The following is a 16,565-nucleotide window of genomic DNA, read 5'->3' as shown; positions in this document are numbered from 1 at the left end:
TTAATCTACTGTAATTGTTTCTTCTTGTTCTTCATGTTCCATCTTGATCTGACGGTATCTTTGCATACCAGTTCCTGCAGGCACTAATTTCCCGATAATGACGTTTTCTTTCAGACCTAGCAACTCATCTGTTTTACCTTTGATGGCCGCATCTGTAAGAACTCTCGTCGTTTCCTGGAACGAAGCCGCTGATAAGAAGGACTCTGTTTCAAGCGAGGCTTTAGTAATTCCAAGAATAACTGGACGTGAAGTCGCTGGCGCTTTGCCTGACAACAACACTTTCGCATTCGCTTCAGCAAACTGATGAATATCCAATAAAGAACCTGGCAGAAGATCTGTATCTCCAGCTTCGATTATCCGAACTTTGCGCAACATTTGACGAACCATTACTTCTACGTGCTTATCGCCAATTTCTACCCCTTGCATTCGGTAAACCTTCTGTACTTCTTTTAATAAATACTCTTGTACAGTTGCTACATCTTTGACCACGATCAATTCTTTCGGATCGATGGAACCTTCTGTAATACTTTCGCCTCGTTCAATCACGTCGCCTTCTTCTACTTTCAAGCGCGCATTATACGGAGCCAAATATTTACGTGTTTCCACTTCACCTTGGATGGTAATCTCTTTTTGACCTTCACGGATTTCGTCGATATCCACAACTGTTCCGGCAATCTCTGAAATGACCGCCTGCCCTTTCGGATTCCGAGATTCGAATATCTCCTGAATCCGCGGAAGACCTTGTGTAATATCGTCTCCAGCTACCCCACCTGTGTGGAATGTCCGCATCGTCAACTGCGTACCAGGTTCACCAATAGATTGAGCCGCAATAATACCTACTGCTTCTCCTACTTCCACTGCTTCACCTGTAGCCAAGTTAATTCCGTAACATTTTTTACAAACACCATGCTTTGTATTACAAGTAAATGCCGAACGAATCGTCACCTGTTCAATACCTGCCTGAATGATTGTAGTAGCAGCATCAGCTGTAATTAAACCATTCTTCTCCAGAATCACTTCGCCTGTTTCCGGATGGAAAATAGTCTTTTTCGTATGACGGCCTTCAATACGCTCTTGAAGAGTTTCAATCATTTCATTTCCTTCTGTCAAAGCAGCGATTTCAAGACCACGGTCTGTACCACAGTCGTCTTCGCGCACTATGACATCTTGTGCAACGTCTACTAGACGACGCGTCAAGTAACCTGAGTCAGCTGTTTTCAAGGCTGTATCTGCAAGACCTTTACGCGCACCGTGAGTAGAGATAAAGTATTCGAGTACCGTCAGTCCTTCACGGAAAGAGGATTTGATCGGAAGTTCGATAATCCGTCCAGCCGGGTTGGCCATCAGTCCCCGCATACCTGCGAGTTGCGTAAAGTTCGATGCATTACCACGTGCCCCGGAGTCACTCATCATGTAAATCGGGTTTTCATTATCCAATGAATCCATCAATTTATTCTGAATAACATCTTTCGCATGGCTCCAGTAAGAAATAACACGGTCATAACGTTCTTCTTCGGTAATTAAACCACGGCGGAACTGTTGAGTGACCTTATCCACTTTCTCCTGTGCATCATGTAAAATATCCGCTTTGTTCGGCAAGACAACGATATCCGAAATACCAATTGTAATACCAGCACGAGTAGAATATTTGAATCCGAGGTTTTTCATTCGGTCCAGCATCCTTGACGTTTCCGTAATATGGAATCGTTTGAAGATCTCCGCGATGATGTCTCCTAAGATCCCCTTTTTGAAAGGCGATACAAGCTCTGCATTCTCCAAGTGTTCTTTCACATTTACCGTTCCATCTACGAAATACTTATCAGGCGTCTCCACTTGCAAGTTGTTGTCGGTCGGTTCGTTGATGTAAGGGAACGACTCAGGCAGAATCTCGTTGAAAATTATTTTACCTACAGTAGTCAGTAAAAGCTGTTTATTCTGCTCTTCTGTAAATGTAGGATTATTTATGCTACCCGCTTGGATTGCAATACGGGTGTGCAAGTGAACGTGTCCGGTTTGATAAGCAATTAATGCCTCATTCGGATCACTGAATACTGAACCTTCCCCAGCTGAATCTTTGCGTTCCAATGTTAAATAATAATTCCCGAGAACCATATCCTGTGAAGGAGTAACAACCGGCTTCCCGTCTTTCGGATTCAAAATGTTTTGAGCAGCTAGCATCAACAGACGCGCTTCTGCTTGTGCTTCCGCAGAAAGAGGAACGTGGACTGCCATTTGGTCACCGTCAAAGTCAGCGTTATATGCCGTACAGACGAGTGGATGCAATGTAATCGCCCGACCTTCTACGAGCATCGGTTCAAATGCCTGGATTCCCAGACGGTGAAGCGTCGGTGCTCGGTTAAGAAGTACTGGATGTTCTTTAATTACATCTTCAAGTACATCCCATACTTCGGAATGCAAACGCTCAATCTTTCTTTTCGCACTCTTGATATTATGGGCTAAATTACGTTCCACCAATTCTTTCATAACGAATGGCTTGAATAGCTCAATAGCCATTTCTTTCGGCAGTCCGCATTGATACATTTTCAGACTAGGTCCTACTACGATTACAGAACGACCTGAATAGTCTACTCGTTTACCTAGTAAGTTCTGACGGAAACGGCCTTGTTTCCCTTTCAACATATGAGAAAGAGATTTCAAAGGACGATTACCAGGACCTGTAACCGGTCTACCGCGACGTCCATTATCTACAAGCGCATCTACTGCTTCTTGCAACATACGTTTTTCGTTCTGGACAATGATGCCAGGTGCACCTAAATCTAATAGTCGTTTCAGTCGGTTATTCCGGTTAATGACACGACGGTACAGATCATTCAAGTCAGAAGTCGCGAAACGTCCGCCGTCTAGCTGTACCATTGGTCGCAACTCTGGAGGGATAACAGGGAGAACTTCCAAAACCATCCACTCTGGGCGGTTTCCTGAGTTACGGAATGACTCCACAACTTCCAGGCGTCTGATCGCTCTTGTACGACGTTGACCTTGGACCGTTTTCAACTCTTCTTTTAAGGAATCTGTTTCTTTGTCTAAATCAATTGCACGCAGCAGTTGCTCAATCGCTTCTGCTCCCATGGCTGCTTGGAATTTAGAACCGTATTTTTCACGATAAATCCGGTATTCTTTTTCCGAAAGTAACTGCTTCCGCTCAAGTGGTGTATCGGCGGGATCAACTACTACGTAAGAAGCGAAATAAATAATTTCTTCTAATGCACGTGGTGTCATGTCTAGAATCAAGCCCATACGGCTAGGAATTCCTTTGAAATACCAAATGTGCGTGACAGGTGCTGCAAGCTCAATGTGACCCATTCGTTCACGGCGCACTTTTTGACGCGTTACTTCTACGCCACAACGGTCACAGACGACGCCTTTGTAACGAACCCGCTTATACTTACCGCAATGACATTCCCAGTCTTTTGTCGGTCCGAAAATTCTTTCGCAGAACAATCCGTCCTTCTCAGGTTTCAACGTACGGTAGTTGATAGTTTCAGGTTTTTTTACTTCTCCATATGACCAAGACCGTATCTTGTCTGGTGAAGCCAGGCCAATTTTCATATACTCAAAATTATTAACATCGATCAAGGAGCCTACCTCCCTTTAGTCTAATCGCCGCAATGGCTTGTCAGGCAACTTTACTTGTAGTGTCGCATTCAGCCAGAAATATTTCTTAAGCTGAATAGAATAGAAGAGGGTGCTCGAAGCCCTCTTCTATTCGGTTGTGATTTTCTTATTTATGTTAGTTCAGATCAGCGCTTTCCACTTTAGGATATCGTCCAGCTGCAAGCGCCAGCCTCTCGGGTCGTTTCGAACTTACTTTAAAAGGCAAAGTTCAGCCTTTGAAAGTATGCCCTCCAACGCCTGTCGAGGCTAAACGGCGCTTTCCGCTTTAGGATATCGGTTGATCTTCTTTCATCAAGTTCAGTGCGTCAGTTGGCTGCAAGTCTTCTTCGTCCTCTAAGTCTCGCAACTCTATTTCTTCCAGGTCTTCGGTCAGCATTTTGACATCCAACCCAAGACTTTGCAGTTCTTTGATAAGAACTTTAAACGATTCCGGTACACCTGGTTGAGGCACACTGTCTCCTTTGACAATCGCTTCGTATGTTTTCACACGGCCTACGACATCATCGGATTTGACTGTTAAGATTTCTTGCAAGGTATAAGCTGCACCATATGCCTCAAGTGCCCATACTTCCATCTCACCGAAACGCTGTCCACCGAACTGCGCTTTACCACCAAGTGGTTGCTGTGTAACGAGAGAGTATGGACCAGTGGAACGTGCGTGCAACTTGTCATCAACCATGTGCGCCAGCTTAATCAAGTACATGACACCGACAGATACGCGGTTATCAAATGGTTCACCTGAACGGCCATCATACAAGACAGTTTTACCGTCTCGGTTCATGCCTGCCTCTTCCATAGTAGACCACACATCTTCTTCGTTCGCCCCGTCAAATACAGGGGATGCCATGTGCGTCCCTAGGCTGCGTGCCGCCATACCCAAGTGCATTTCAAGAACCTGTCCGATGTTCATCCGTGACGGAACACCTAGCGGATTCAACATGACATCAATCGGTGTGCCATCCGGCAAGTAAGGCATTTCAGATTCTGGTAAGATTCTAGAAATAACCCCTTTGTTTCCGTGACGTCCAGCCATTTTGTCTCCGACAGAGATTTTACGTTTTTGTACAATGTATACTCGGACTAACTGGTTAACACCTGGAGATAGTTCATCGCCGTCTTCACGGTTGAATACTTTCACGTCAAGCACGATTCCACCGGCACCGTGTGGAACACGCAGTGATGTATCGCGGACTTCACGTGCTTTTTCTCCAAAGATCGCGTGTAGAAGACGTTCTTCGGCAGTCAATTCCGTTACCCCTTTAGGAGTTACCTTACCGACCAAGATATCGCCGTCCCGAACTTCTGCACCGACTCGGATAATTCCTCTATCGTCAAGATTACGCAATGCATCTTCTCCGACATTCGGAATGTCACGAGTGATTTCTTCCGGTCCAAGCTTCGTATCACGCGCTTCTGACTCATATTCTTCAATATGGACAGATGTGAAGACATCGTCTTTTACTAGACGTTCACTCATGATAATAGCATCCTCGTAGTTATAACCATCCCATGTCATGAACGCAGTCAGAACATTACGACCGAGCGCAAGCTCTCCTTGTTCCATAGACGGGCCGTCTGCTAATATATCAAGCGGTTTTACACGGTCGCCCACTTGGACGATCGGACGTTGGTTATAGCAAGTCCCTTGGTTGGAACGAATGAATTTAGACAAACGATAAATTGCAAGGTCACCCTTCACTTCTTTACCGTCAATTTCTTCAATTCTGCGAATGCGTACTTCTTTCGCTTCCACATGCTCCACGATTCCGTAATGCTTGGAAACAACTGCTGCGCCTGAATCACGCGCTGAGATATGCTCCATACCCGTTCCTACGAAAGGCGCTTCCGGGTTCAATAGAGGAACCGCTTGACGTTGCATGTTCGCCCCCATCAACGCACGGTTGGAGTCATCATTCTCTAGGAATGGGATACATGCAGTCGCTGCAGAAACAACCTGTTTAGGAGAAACGTCCATATAGTCAATTTGGTCCCGTTTGAAGACTGTGTTGTCCCCTTGGAAACGTCCTACGACTTCATCATTGACAAATGAACCGTCCTCGCCAAGTGGCGCGTTTGCTTGTGCTACTACGTAATTATCCTCAATATCCGCTGTCAGATAATCGATTTGCGCTGTTACACGGCCTGTTTCAGGATCTACCTTCCGATAAGGTGTCTCAATAAAACCAAAACGATTTACTTTAGCAAATGTAGATAATGAGTTAATCAGCCCAATGTTCGGACCCTCCGGCGTTTCAATCGGACACATACGGCCGTAGTGTGAGTAATGCACGTCACGAACTTCCATCCCTGCACGTTCACGAGTCAAACCACCTGGTCCGAGTGCAGATAAACGACGTTTGTGCGTCAATTCAGCAAGCGGATTCGTTTGGTCCATGAACTGAGACAGCTGGGAACTTCCGAAGAACTCTTTTATAGACGCGATAACTGGACGTATATTGATCAATTGTTGCGGTACGATGGATTGTGTATCGTTGATGGACATACGTTCTTTAACAACACGCTCCATCCGGGATAGTCCGATACGGAATTGGTTTTGAAGCAACTCACCAACAGAACGCAAACGACGATTTCCAAGGTGATCTATATCATCTGTATTTCCCACGCCATGTAAGAGGTTAAAGAAATAGCTGATAGAAGCTACAATATCTGAAGGGGTAATATGTTTAACAGACTCGTCTACTTCAGCATTAGAAATGACATTGAGTACTTGTTTTTCTTCACTTTTCGGTGCGTAAATTTTTAGCGTTTGAATCGTCATTGGCTCTTCCAAAACCGATCCGACATGTTCAATTGACTGCGTGTTAATACCTTCGGATAAAAACGGAAGCAGTCGATCTAGAGTACGTCGGTCAATCAACTGATCTTTCTCCACTAGAATTTCTCCAGTTTCTGGGTCAACAAGCGTTTCCGCGGCAGTTTGATTGAATAGTCGGTTTTGCAGATGAAGCTTTTTATTCATTTTATAACGTCCGACATTCGCCAAATCATAACGTTTCGGATCAAAGAAACGAGAATAAAGCAAACTTCTTGCGCTATCTAGCGTTGGTGGTTCACCCGGCCGTAAGCGCTCGTAAATTTCAAGCATAGCTTTTTCCGAAGTCTCGGTGTTATCTTTTTCAAGTGAATTACGTAAGTATTCATTATCACCGATCAAATCGATAATTTCTTGGTCAGTCGAGAAGCCTAATGCACGTAGTAAGACAGTAATTGGCAATTTACGCGTACGATCGATTCGTACATGTACAACGTCCTTTGCATCTGTCTCGTATTCAAGCCATGCACCACGGTTCGGAATAACAGTAGCGCCAAAACCGCGTTTACCGTTTTTGTCCGTTTTATCATTGTAATAGACACTTGGCGAACGAACGAGCTGAGAAACGATAACTCGTTCTGCTCCATTAATAATGAATGTGCCGTTTTCGGTCATAAGCGGGAAATCTCCCATGAAAACGTCTTGTTCTTTTACATCGCCAGTTTCTTTATTGTGAAGACGTACTTTTACACGAAGCGGTGCTGCGTATGTCACATCGCGCTCCTTCGATTCGTCTACCGGGTATTTTGGTTCACCCAGTTGGTAGTCGATAAATTCCAAGGATAGGTTTCCAGTGAAATCTTGGATAGGAGAAATATCTCGGAACATTTCTCGCAAACCTTCCTCCAAGAACCACTCATACGATGCCGTTTGAATTTCAATCAAATTTGGCAGATCGAGCACTTCGTTGATTCGCGCAAAACTTCTACGCTGACGATGTTGACCATACTGAACTAAATGACCTGTCAACTCATTCACCCCTCATTAAGACAATATTAGTTTTTGCAAAATCAGAATTTCAGCTGTGACTTCGAAAAAACAAAAAGAAAACGAGTTCCGGCAAGAGCTCATTTTCGATTTCACAATCTTTTATCCAAACATCAGTATGCCTCTTTCTTTTCCAATTCACACAAAAGGGCATACAGCTGCAATATAATTATTTATGCATTCAATAATGCTACTACAATTAAACCGTACTGTCAACCTTTTTTTGCTAGTAAAATGAAATACCCTTTTTTCTTCGCAACCGTCTCAACATTACCAAATAAGTCCTGTAAATACCCTACAGTGGAAGGAGCCCCTTGTTTCTTTTGGATAACTACCCATAGCTCTCCGCCTGAAATCAGTTTTTCATAGGCACCTTTATAGAATGAAAAGACCGTTTGCTTACCCGCACGTATAGGCGGATTCGTCAGAACAGCCGCAAAGTGACCAGACTCCACCTGCTCCACGCCGCTGCTTTCGTAAACCTTTACATTCTGAATATTATTCTTCTCAGCATTCTGCTTAGAAAGAGTTAATGCACGTTCATTAACGTCGACCATATGGATAATTCGGTCTGGAAAAGCAGAGGCGATCGACAACGCAATCGGTCCATAACCGCAGCCAATTTCCAACAAGTCTCCCCTAACGTCCGGCTCTTTAAACGTTTCAGCTAATAATTTTGAACCTTCGTCAATTCCACTTTTGCTGAACACGCCTGCATCAGTCGTAAATGTGAAAACTTTATTCCGAATTTCTGCTTTCCATTGCTTCGGCGCACTAGAAACTTGAGGGTTTTTAGAATAATAATGCTCTCCCATGTTCATGCCTCCTGCTTTGGTTTACCGTAAATAACTGTAGATGAAGAAAAAAAGCCCGTCAAATAGACGGGCTTTTCTCAGATAAGTAGAAATTACTTAACTTCTACAGATGCGCCAACTTCTTCAAGTTTAGCTTTCATTTCTTCAGCTTCTTCTTTAGATACGCCTTCTTTTAGAGCTTTTGGTGCTTCGTCTACAAGTGCTTTAGCTTCTTTCAAGCCTAGGCCTGTGATTTCACGAACAGCTTTGATTACTTTAATCTTTTCAGCGCCTGCGCCTGCAAGAATTACGTCAAATTCTGTTTTCTCTTCAGCTGCTTCGCCGCCGCCCGCTGCTGCTGCTGCAACTGGTGCTGCTGCTGTTACGCCGAATTCGTCTTCGATTGCTGTAACAAGGTCGTTTAGTTCAAGAACTGTCATTTCTTTAATTGCGTCTAGGATTTGTTCTTTAGTCATTTTAAGTTCCTCCTGGAAATTTGTATTAACCGGTTTGTTCTATCCGGCGGTAGTTAAGATGCGTAATTATGCACCTTGTTCTTCTTTTTGTTCTGCAACTGCTTTTGTAGCAAGTGCGAAGTTGCGCACTGGTGCTTGAAGAACGCTGAGTAGCATGGATAGTAGACCTTCGCGTGAAGGTAGAGTTGCCAATGCTTTTACGTCTTCTGCCGATGCGACTGTTCCTTCGATTACGCCTGCTTTGATTTCAAGTTGTTCGTTCTTTTTAGCGAAATCATGCATGATTTTCGCAGGAGCCACTACGTCTTCTGTTGAGAAGGCAATAGCATTCGGGCCTGTAAGGTGTTCATTCAAGCCTTCAAGTCCTGCTACTTCTGTTGCACGACGTGCCATAGAGTTCTTGTAAACTTTAAATTCAACGCCTGCTTCACGAAGTTGTTTACGCAATTCTGTTACTTGTGAAACCGTTAAACCACGGTAATCCACAACTACTACAGAAGCTGCTTCTTTCAACTTGTCAGCGATTTCTGTTACAACCGCCTGTTTAGCTTCTAAAACTTTGCTCATGTTGACACCTCCTGAAAATTAGGGTCACTTATACCGATATAAAAAGCCCTCTCTGTCTAAGACATAGAGGGCTGAAAAGTCGTCATCTTTTAAAAAAGAGCGTCTTGTCCTCGGCAGGAACATTAAGTGGCAAGCCACACCTGCTGTCTTCGGTACAAATGGTTATCATCATAACAAGCGTAATCTTATCAGATCACTGTACACTTGTCAATATATTATTTTACAGTTACGCTAGACGGATCTACTTTTACAGCAGGACCCATAGTTGTCGTAACGTTTACTGATTTCATGTATGTTCCTTTTGCTGCAGCAGGTTTTGCTTTTTGAATCGTATCAAAGATCGTCAAGAAGTTTTCTTCCAACTTCTCATTCTCAAAAGAAGCTTTCCCGATTGGCGCGTGGATGATTCCAGCTTTATCCGCACGGTATTCAACTTTACCAGCTTTGATTTCTTCAACAGCTTTCGCTACGTCAAATGTTACAGTGCCTGTTTTAGGGTTCGGCATAAGGCCTTTTGGTCCGAGAACACGACCGATTTTACCAACTTCACCCATCATGTCAGGAGTTGCAACGATTACATCAAAATCGAACCAACCTTGTTGGATTTTAGCGATATATTCTGCATCGCCTACATAATCTGCACCTGCCGCTTCTGCTTCTTTTAACTTTTCACCTTTAGCGAATACCAAAACGCGTTGAGTTTTACCAGTACCATTTGGAAGCACTACAGCTCCACGGATTTGCTGGTCATTCTTACGAGTGTCGATACCAAGACGGAAAGCCACTTCAACTGTTGCGTCGAAGTTTGTCGTAGTAGTTTTTTTAGCAAGTTCAATTGCTTCTTTCACAGAGTACGCAGCTGTACGATCTACAAGCTTCGCCGCTTCTGTAAACTTTTTACCTCTTTTAGTCATCTGAATTTTCCTCCTCATTTGTGGTTTTAACGGATTAAACCTCCCACTTAATGAAGGCTGCGCATCTCATACGACCGCAGCCTTCACCTTGAACCATTGCTTTATCAAGAAGATACGAAATCAGTCTTCGATCTTGAATCCCATACTGCGAGCAGTACCTTCGACCATTGCCATCGCCGCTTCAACTGACGCCGCATTTAAGTCTGGCATCTTTTGTTCAGCGATTTCTCTAACTTTATCACGTTTAACTGTAGCAACTTTGTTCTTGTTCGGCTCACCAGAACCCTTCTGAACGTTTGCTGCAACCTTTAGCAATACTGCTGCCGGTGGAGTTTTTGTGATGAATGTAAATGAACGGTCTTCGAATACAGAGATTTCAACAGGAATAATCAAACCTGCTTGATCAGCTGTACGCGCGTTAAATTCTTTACAGAATCCCATGATGTTAACACCTGCTTGACCTAATGCCGGTCCTACTGGTGGTGCTGGGTTTGCTTTACCAGCTGGAATTTGCAACTTCACTACTTTAGTAACTTTTTTAGCCACGAGACACACCTCCTTAAGTCCGTGATGTGGTAATTGGGTTGCCCCTCCCACTCAAATATGTGCCTGCCGACAATGTCGGTAGAATTGGTTTATCCGTACAGACTACGTCTGACCTTTGAAATGATATCACCATTACACAGATTTTGCAAGTAGAAATAAACCAATTACACATCAATCCATTTTTTCAACTTGATCAAATGACAGCTCCATCTTCGTTTCGCGTCCAAACATATCGACAGTTACGACAACTTTTCCTTTGTCCAATTCGATCTCTTCCACTTTACCTTCAAAATGAGCAAACGGGCCTTCCAATACAGTCACGCTTTCGCCAACTTCGAAATCCACGTCCACTCGCTGTTCCTTCATTCCCATTTGTTTCAGGATGAATTCGACCTCTTCTGGTAATAGCGGAGTTGGTTTCGCCCCACCACCTGAAGATCCGATAAAGCCTGTTACGCCCGGCGTATTTCGGACAACGTACCAAGAATCGTCCGTCATAATCAATTCCACAAGCACATAACCAGGGAACGTTTTTCGCATGACGGTTTTCTTTTTACCTTCTTTAATATCTGTTTCTTCTTCTTCCGGAATGACGACACGGAAAATCTTATCTTGCATGCCCATTGTTTCGACACGCTTTTCAAGATTGGCTTTTACTTTATTTTCATATCCTGAGTATGTATGAACTACATACCAATTTTTCTCCATCTCCATCACATTGAGGACTACGCGTCCGTCCCTCCTTTAATTAAACTGAAAAAACCCGTTTATTCATCAAAACGGGATATTCTCAAGCTATTCATACTTTCTTTATCATAAACCAGTATACCATTTCATGACCTCTGAAATACCCATATCTACCAGCCCAAAATAAACAGCCATAAAAATGACAGTTGAAATAACAACTACCGTGTACTTCGTCAGTTCCTTACGCTTCGGCCAACTGACTTTCCGCATCTCTGAAACAACTTTTTTCAAAAAATCGCTGATCTTGCTCATTCTTCTCCAACCCTTCCGAATGACATAGCGCCCAACATTGAACTCTATGTAACTGGTCAAATGGTTTGCTTATGCAACGTATGCGCGTTGCAATGACTGCAAAACTTTTTGATGACGATTCTTCCGTCACGGCCCTGATTACCAGCCGGCAAAGTATAGTTTCGCGAACCACAATTTTCACAGCATATAATTATTTTTTTAACCATTTGGATTCACCTATTCAAGACAATAGTCTTGCTAAAGAGTACCATCTTACCAACGACATGTCAATTTACTTTCGACGTGATCACCGTACCAAATCCATCGCCATAGAGTGCTCCAACTTACGTTTGATGCGCTGAAGTGCATTATCAATCGACTTCACTTGCCGGTTCAACACTTCTGATATTTCGCGATAGGATTGTCCTTCCAAATAGAGCGTCAGTACCTCTTTCTCCAAAGCGCTAAGTACCTTGTTCATCTCTTCTTCCATGAACGAAAAGTTCTCTTTATGAATCATTAAATCTTCAGGATCATCTAATGTAGATCCTGCAATGATGTCGAGCAACGTACGCTCTTGTTCCTCATCATACATGGGCTTGTCCAGTGAAACCGAGGTATTGAGCGGAATATGCTTTTGGCGAGTTGCTGTTTTGATGGCTGTGATAATCTGTCTCGTTATACAAAGTTCAGCAAATACCTTGAATGAACTCAACCGATCCGGTCGATAATCACGAATCGCCTTATACAGTCCGATCATTCCTTCTTGTACAATATCTTCCCGATCTCCACCAATGATAAAATATGTCCTGGCCTTCATGCGGACAATCGGCTGAAATTTTGTAATTAAAAAATCTAGTATATCTGAGTTTCCTTGATGAATTCGTTCAATCATCTCTTCATCTGAAAGTGTAGAAAAATCATTTTTACTGTTCCCATTTTTCATATTCCGCACCAACCTCTCCACCCCAGAGTTCTATTGGTTTAATAAAGTTAGTATAGACGTGGAAATTTTTTACGTCAACTGCTCATTGCCCACGTCTCAACTTTTCAAAGACCGCCGCAACCTCATCTGTTAGCGGGATCTTCGAAAAAGGACGATTCTCTTGAATCTTTCTGACTCTCAGGGCAATCATCCGATCAACTTCTTTCATTTCCAACTCCAACTCCCGTGCCGACACACGAAGCGCTCCTTGTGCGAACACGACCCATTGTTCCACAAGGTCTGAAGTCGCTACATGAATTTGCGTCAATCGATTCGATAGTTCAGACACAAGTTTTTCAATCCGCTCATCTGCCGTTTCATTCTCTCGAGTAAAGACTACATCCACGCGGTATTGCTTCTTACGTTTTTCGATACCCGGCACTAGATGCGCATCAAAAACTACGATCACACGCCAGCCTTTATGCGCTTGGTATTCAGCCATTCGCTCAATCAGGCGATCTCGCGCCTGCGCAAAGTCCTCTTTTTTTAACGCTTGCAGTTCAGGCCATGCCCCGATGACGTTGTAGCCATCAACGAGCAGTACATCTTTTTTCATGATGTCGCCTGGGCAGATTGGCGCTTTCTTAAAACTTCATACATCAGCAATGCTGCTGCCACAGAAGCATTTAAAGAGGTCACTCGGCCCACCATTGGCAAGCTATAAAGAAAGTCGCATCGTTCGCGTAAAATTCTCGACATTCCCTTACCTTCACTGCCGATAATGACAGCAAGAGGGAGCGTCGCATCCATGTGGCGATAATCTGTAGAATTTGATGCATCCGTTCCGGCAATCCAAACTCCACGTTTTTTCAGGTCATCCACAGTTTGCGACAAATTGTTGACTCGCACAACTGGAATATGTTCAATTGCACCTGTCGATGCTTTTGCCACAACCCCAGTCAATCCAACAGACCGTCTCTTCGGAATAATGATTCCATGGACACCAGATGCATCCGCAGTCCGCAAAATCGACCCTAAATTATGAGGGTCTTCCAACTCATCAAGGATGATAAAAAAAGGATCCTCTTTCCTATCACGTGCTATTTCAAACAAATCGTCTAGCTCCGCATAGTCATAGGCAGCAACTGACGCAAGAATCCCTTGGTGGCTCAACTCCGTCATCCCGTCCAATTTCTGTTTAGGCGCCGTCTGGATGACTATTCCTGCCTCTTTTGCCAGCTTCATTATTTCTCCTATGCTTTTCTTATTGACACCTTCTGCTACCCAGATCTTATTTAGCTGTCTTCCGGAACGCAATGCTTCCACTACAGGGTTCCTTCCGCCGATCAGCTCAATTTCTTGTTCCGTCATGCCATTTCCTCCTCAGGATGTTCCACAAAATGAATCGCCTTCGCCATCAGCTCTGTCAAGCGTTCCTGTCGGCCTAATAAATAAACATAACCGAGGACCGCTTCAAATGCAGAGCTATAATTATACGTGGTGACATCAGTGTTTTTAGGGACAGAGCCCGACTTCGCATTACGTCCGCGACGCATGACGGCCTCTTCTTCCTCTGTCAGCAGTTGTTGTTCTCTCATCGTCCGGATAATTTGTGCCTGAGCTTTCGCAGAGACATATCGCGTAGCTTCTTTATGAAGCACTTGAGGCTTCACACGGCCGCTCCGCAATAAATGTTCTCTGACTGCCTGCTCGTAAACCGCATCGCCCATATAGGCGAGAGCAAGTGCGTTAAGCTGTTTGACGTCTATATCTCGCAAATTCCCCACGCTGTTACCCTCTTTTCCAGCGAGTGCCTTGCGCTGTATCTTCTAATACAATGCCTTTCGCCTTCAATTGATCTCGAATTTCGTCCGCTCTTGCAAAGTCTCGATTTTTACGTGCATCTAGACGTTCCTGTATGAGTGCATCCACTTCTTCATCCACTAACTCATCGACACTCTCAAACGGTAAGCCAAGGACTCCCATCAACTGGTCGAACGCTTCTAAGAATCGTTCCAGCACCTGACGATCCGTATTTTTCTCCAATAAATAGACATTCGCCTGCTTTGCTAATTCAAAGATTGCAGCGATGGCATTGGCTGTATTAAAGTCATCATCCATCGCATTTTCAAATGAAGTAATCTGCTCATCAATACGATCCAACCACGACTGCGGATCTTCCGCCAAGTCAGCAGACATTGAAAGTCGATGTTGCACATTATGATACGCCGTCCTGATCCGCTCAAGCCCATTTGCCGCATTCTCCACCAAATCTTGCGCAAAGTTCACGGGGTGACGGTAATGTACGGAAAGCATGAAGAAACGAAGCACCTGCGGATCGATCTGCTTACGAATATCATGAACCAAAATGAAATTTCCGAGTGATTTGGACATTTTTTCATTGTCAATATTAATATAGCCATTATGCATCCAATAGTTCGCAAAGGTTTTACCAGTCGCCGCTTCAGATTGTGCAATTTCATTCTCATGATGCGGGAAGGTCAAGTCTTGCCCACCTGCGTGGATGTCAATCGTGTCGCCAAGGAGTTCTCTCGCCATGACGGAACACTCAATATGCCAGCCCGGCCGACCTTTCCCCCACGGACTATCCCAGGAAATCTCGCCTTCCTTCGCTGCTTTCCATAGCGCGAAATCAAGAGGATCTGATTTGATTGCATTCTCCTCAATTCGTGCACCAACCTTCAATTCATCGATTGATTGGTGTGAAAGTTTTCCGTATCCGTCAAATTCACGCGTATGGAAATAGACGTCTCCATTTGATTCGTATGCGTACCCTTTCTCAATCAACAGCTGAATAAACTGTACAATATCACCAATGTGCTCCGTTACACGAGGATGAGCTGTTGCTTTTTCACAACCAAGCGCGCCCACGTCCTCAAAATATGCTTCAATAAAACGATTCGTCAATTCTCCGACTTCCTCGTTCAATTCGTTTGCCGCTTTAATGATTTTATCATCTACATCCGTGAAATTCGAAACGTAATTCACTTCATATCCGCGATATTCCAAGTAGCGGCGGACGGTGTCGAAAGCGATGACAGGTCGCGCATTTCCGATATGAATATAATTATAGACAGTCGGGCCGCAGACATACATCTTGACTTTTCCTTCTTCTATCGGAATGAATTTCTCTTTTTTACGCGTTAATGTATTATAGAGTTGAATGCTCATGTAAATCTCCCTTTTTTCCATTCGTTGATTCTAGCTGTTGTGTCCGCAGCTGCAATTCTTGAATTTTTCCTTCCAGACGTTTTATTTCATCTGCTATCGGATCAGGCAGTGTGTGATCCAATCGATCTTTCACTCGGACACCATTTGAAATGACAATTTTACCAGGAATTCCGACTACTGTGGAATTGGGCGGTACTTCTTTCAAGATTACCGAGCCTGCTCCCACCTTACTATTTTCTCCGATCGTAATAGAGCCGAGGACTTTGGCTCCCGATGCAACCAACACGTTATTATGCAGGGTCGGATGGCGCTTTCCGCCTTCTTTCCCAGTCCCCCCAAGAGTCACGCCTTGATACAGCGTAACGTCATCTCCGATTTCACAAGTTTCTCCAATGACTACACCCATTCCATGATCAATAAAGAGACGTCTGCCAATTACTGCGCCAGGATGAATTTCAATCCCTGTGAAAAATCTACTGACCTGCGATACCACACGCGCCAGAAAACGAAGATTCCGCTTATAGAAGGCGTGTGCTATGCGGTGCGCCCATATGGCATGCAATCCCGAATATGTCAATATCACTTCAAATGAACTACGAGCTGCCGGATCCTGTTCAAAAATGCAATGGATATCTTCTTTCATACGTTTGAACACTGAACTTCCCCCTTTTTTTCAGTTAAACCAGATGGCACTTTCCGCTTTTGGTGACAGCCAGCTTC

The 16,565-nt window shown here is 44.0% G+C and carries 16 protein-coding genes and 1 other annotated feature; all 16 genes read right to left on the bottom strand.

Annotation, left to right across the window (positions count from 1 at the left end; all coding sequences use genetic code 11):
- Nucleotides 1-3,594, bottom strand: coding sequence for a DNA-directed RNA polymerase subunit beta' (rpoC, locus tag H7J92_RS02970; protein ID WP_009499063.1), 3,594 nt, complete (start codon nt 3,592-3,594; stop codon nt 1-3).
- Between the two features lie 304 nt (nt 3,595-3,898).
- Nucleotides 3,899-7,444 carry a DNA-directed RNA polymerase subunit beta gene (gene rpoB, locus H7J92_RS02965; protein ID WP_009499064.1) on the bottom strand — a complete coding sequence of 1,182 codons (3,546 nt, stop codon included), beginning with the start codon at nt 7,442-7,444 and terminating at the stop codon, nt 3,899-3,901.
- Nucleotides 7,445-7,665: 221 nt separating this feature from the next.
- The gene (locus H7J92_RS02960; RefSeq protein ID WP_040759933.1) at nt 7,666-8,268 is read right to left on the bottom strand and encodes a class I SAM-dependent methyltransferase; all 603 of its coding nucleotides are present in this window, start codon (nt 8,266-8,268) and stop codon (nt 7,666-7,668) included.
- 92 nt (nt 8,269-8,360) lie between these two features.
- Nucleotides 8,361-8,723, bottom strand: coding sequence for a 50S ribosomal protein L7/L12 (gene rplL, locus H7J92_RS02955; RefSeq protein ID WP_009499067.1), 363 nt, complete (start codon nt 8,721-8,723; stop codon nt 8,361-8,363).
- Between the two features lie 66 nt (nt 8,724-8,789).
- Entirely contained in the window at nt 8,790-9,290 is a 501-nt protein-coding gene (rplJ, locus tag H7J92_RS02950) for a 50S ribosomal protein L10 (RefSeq protein ID WP_009499068.1), read from the bottom strand.
- 30 nt (nt 9,291-9,320) lie between these two features.
- Nucleotides 9,321-9,461, bottom strand: a sequence feature (ribosomal protein L10 leader region).
- 44 nt (nt 9,462-9,505) lie between these two features.
- Entirely contained in the window at nt 9,506-10,204 is a 699-nt protein-coding gene (gene rplA / locus H7J92_RS02945) for a 50S ribosomal protein L1 (RefSeq protein WP_040759935.1), read from the bottom strand.
- A gap of 120 nt (nt 10,205-10,324) precedes the next feature.
- Nucleotides 10,325-10,750: a 50S ribosomal protein L11 gene (gene rplK / locus H7J92_RS02940; protein ID WP_029053289.1), complete on the bottom strand. Its 426-nt coding sequence runs from the start codon at nt 10,748-10,750 to the stop codon at nt 10,325-10,327.
- 171 nt (nt 10,751-10,921) lie between these two features.
- Nucleotides 10,922-11,458, bottom strand: a complete 537-nt coding sequence (gene nusG / locus H7J92_RS02935; RefSeq protein ID WP_040760196.1) for a transcription termination/antitermination protein NusG — start codon at nt 11,456-11,458, stop codon at nt 10,922-10,924.
- A gap of 105 nt (nt 11,459-11,563) precedes the next feature.
- Nucleotides 11,564-11,749, bottom strand: coding sequence for a preprotein translocase subunit SecE (gene secE / locus H7J92_RS02930; RefSeq protein WP_009499072.1), 186 nt, complete (start codon nt 11,747-11,749; stop codon nt 11,564-11,566).
- Between the two features lie 56 nt (nt 11,750-11,805).
- Nucleotides 11,806-11,955: a 50S ribosomal protein L33 gene (rpmG, locus tag H7J92_RS02925; RefSeq protein WP_078818361.1), complete on the bottom strand. Its 150-nt coding sequence runs from the start codon at nt 11,953-11,955 to the stop codon at nt 11,806-11,808.
- 80 nt (nt 11,956-12,035) lie between these two features.
- Entirely contained in the window at nt 12,036-12,674 is a 639-nt protein-coding gene (sigH, locus tag H7J92_RS02920) for an RNA polymerase sporulation sigma factor SigH (protein WP_078818379.1), read from the bottom strand.
- Between the two features lie 82 nt (nt 12,675-12,756).
- Complete coding sequence (locus H7J92_RS02915; protein ID WP_009499074.1) at nt 12,757-13,269, bottom strand: NYN domain-containing protein; 513 nt, start codon at nt 13,267-13,269, stop codon at nt 12,757-12,759.
- Entirely contained in the window at nt 13,266-14,024 is a 759-nt protein-coding gene (gene rlmB / locus H7J92_RS02910; RefSeq protein WP_009499075.1) for a 23S rRNA (guanosine(2251)-2'-O)-methyltransferase RlmB, read from the bottom strand. The genes H7J92_RS02915 and rlmB overlap by 4 nt, the downstream gene beginning before the upstream one ends.
- Nucleotides 14,021-14,440: a Mini-ribonuclease 3 gene (locus H7J92_RS02905; RefSeq protein WP_009499076.1), complete on the bottom strand. Its 420-nt coding sequence runs from the start codon at nt 14,438-14,440 to the stop codon at nt 14,021-14,023. Before H7J92_RS02905 ends, rlmB begins: the two co-directional genes overlap by 4 nt.
- Nucleotides 14,441-14,444: 4 nt before the next feature.
- The gene (cysS, locus tag H7J92_RS02900; RefSeq protein ID WP_078818362.1) at nt 14,445-15,845 is read right to left on the bottom strand and encodes a cysteine--tRNA ligase; all 1,401 of its coding nucleotides are present in this window, start codon (nt 15,843-15,845) and stop codon (nt 14,445-14,447) included.
- The gene (cysE, locus tag H7J92_RS02895; RefSeq protein WP_078818363.1) at nt 15,826-16,500 is read right to left on the bottom strand and encodes a serine O-acetyltransferase; all 675 of its coding nucleotides are present in this window, start codon (nt 16,498-16,500) and stop codon (nt 15,826-15,828) included. The genes cysS and cysE overlap by 20 nt, the downstream gene beginning before the upstream one ends.
- Nucleotides 16,501-16,565: the final 65 nt, after the last annotated feature.

The organism is Sporosarcina aquimarina, assembly GCF_019748715.1.
Taxonomy (GTDB): Bacteria; Bacillota; Bacilli; order Bacillales_A; family Planococcaceae; genus Sporosarcina; species Sporosarcina newyorkensis.
The sequence above is the reverse complement of the archived record's forward strand: the minus strand, read 5'-3'. Positions and strand labels throughout refer to the sequence as shown.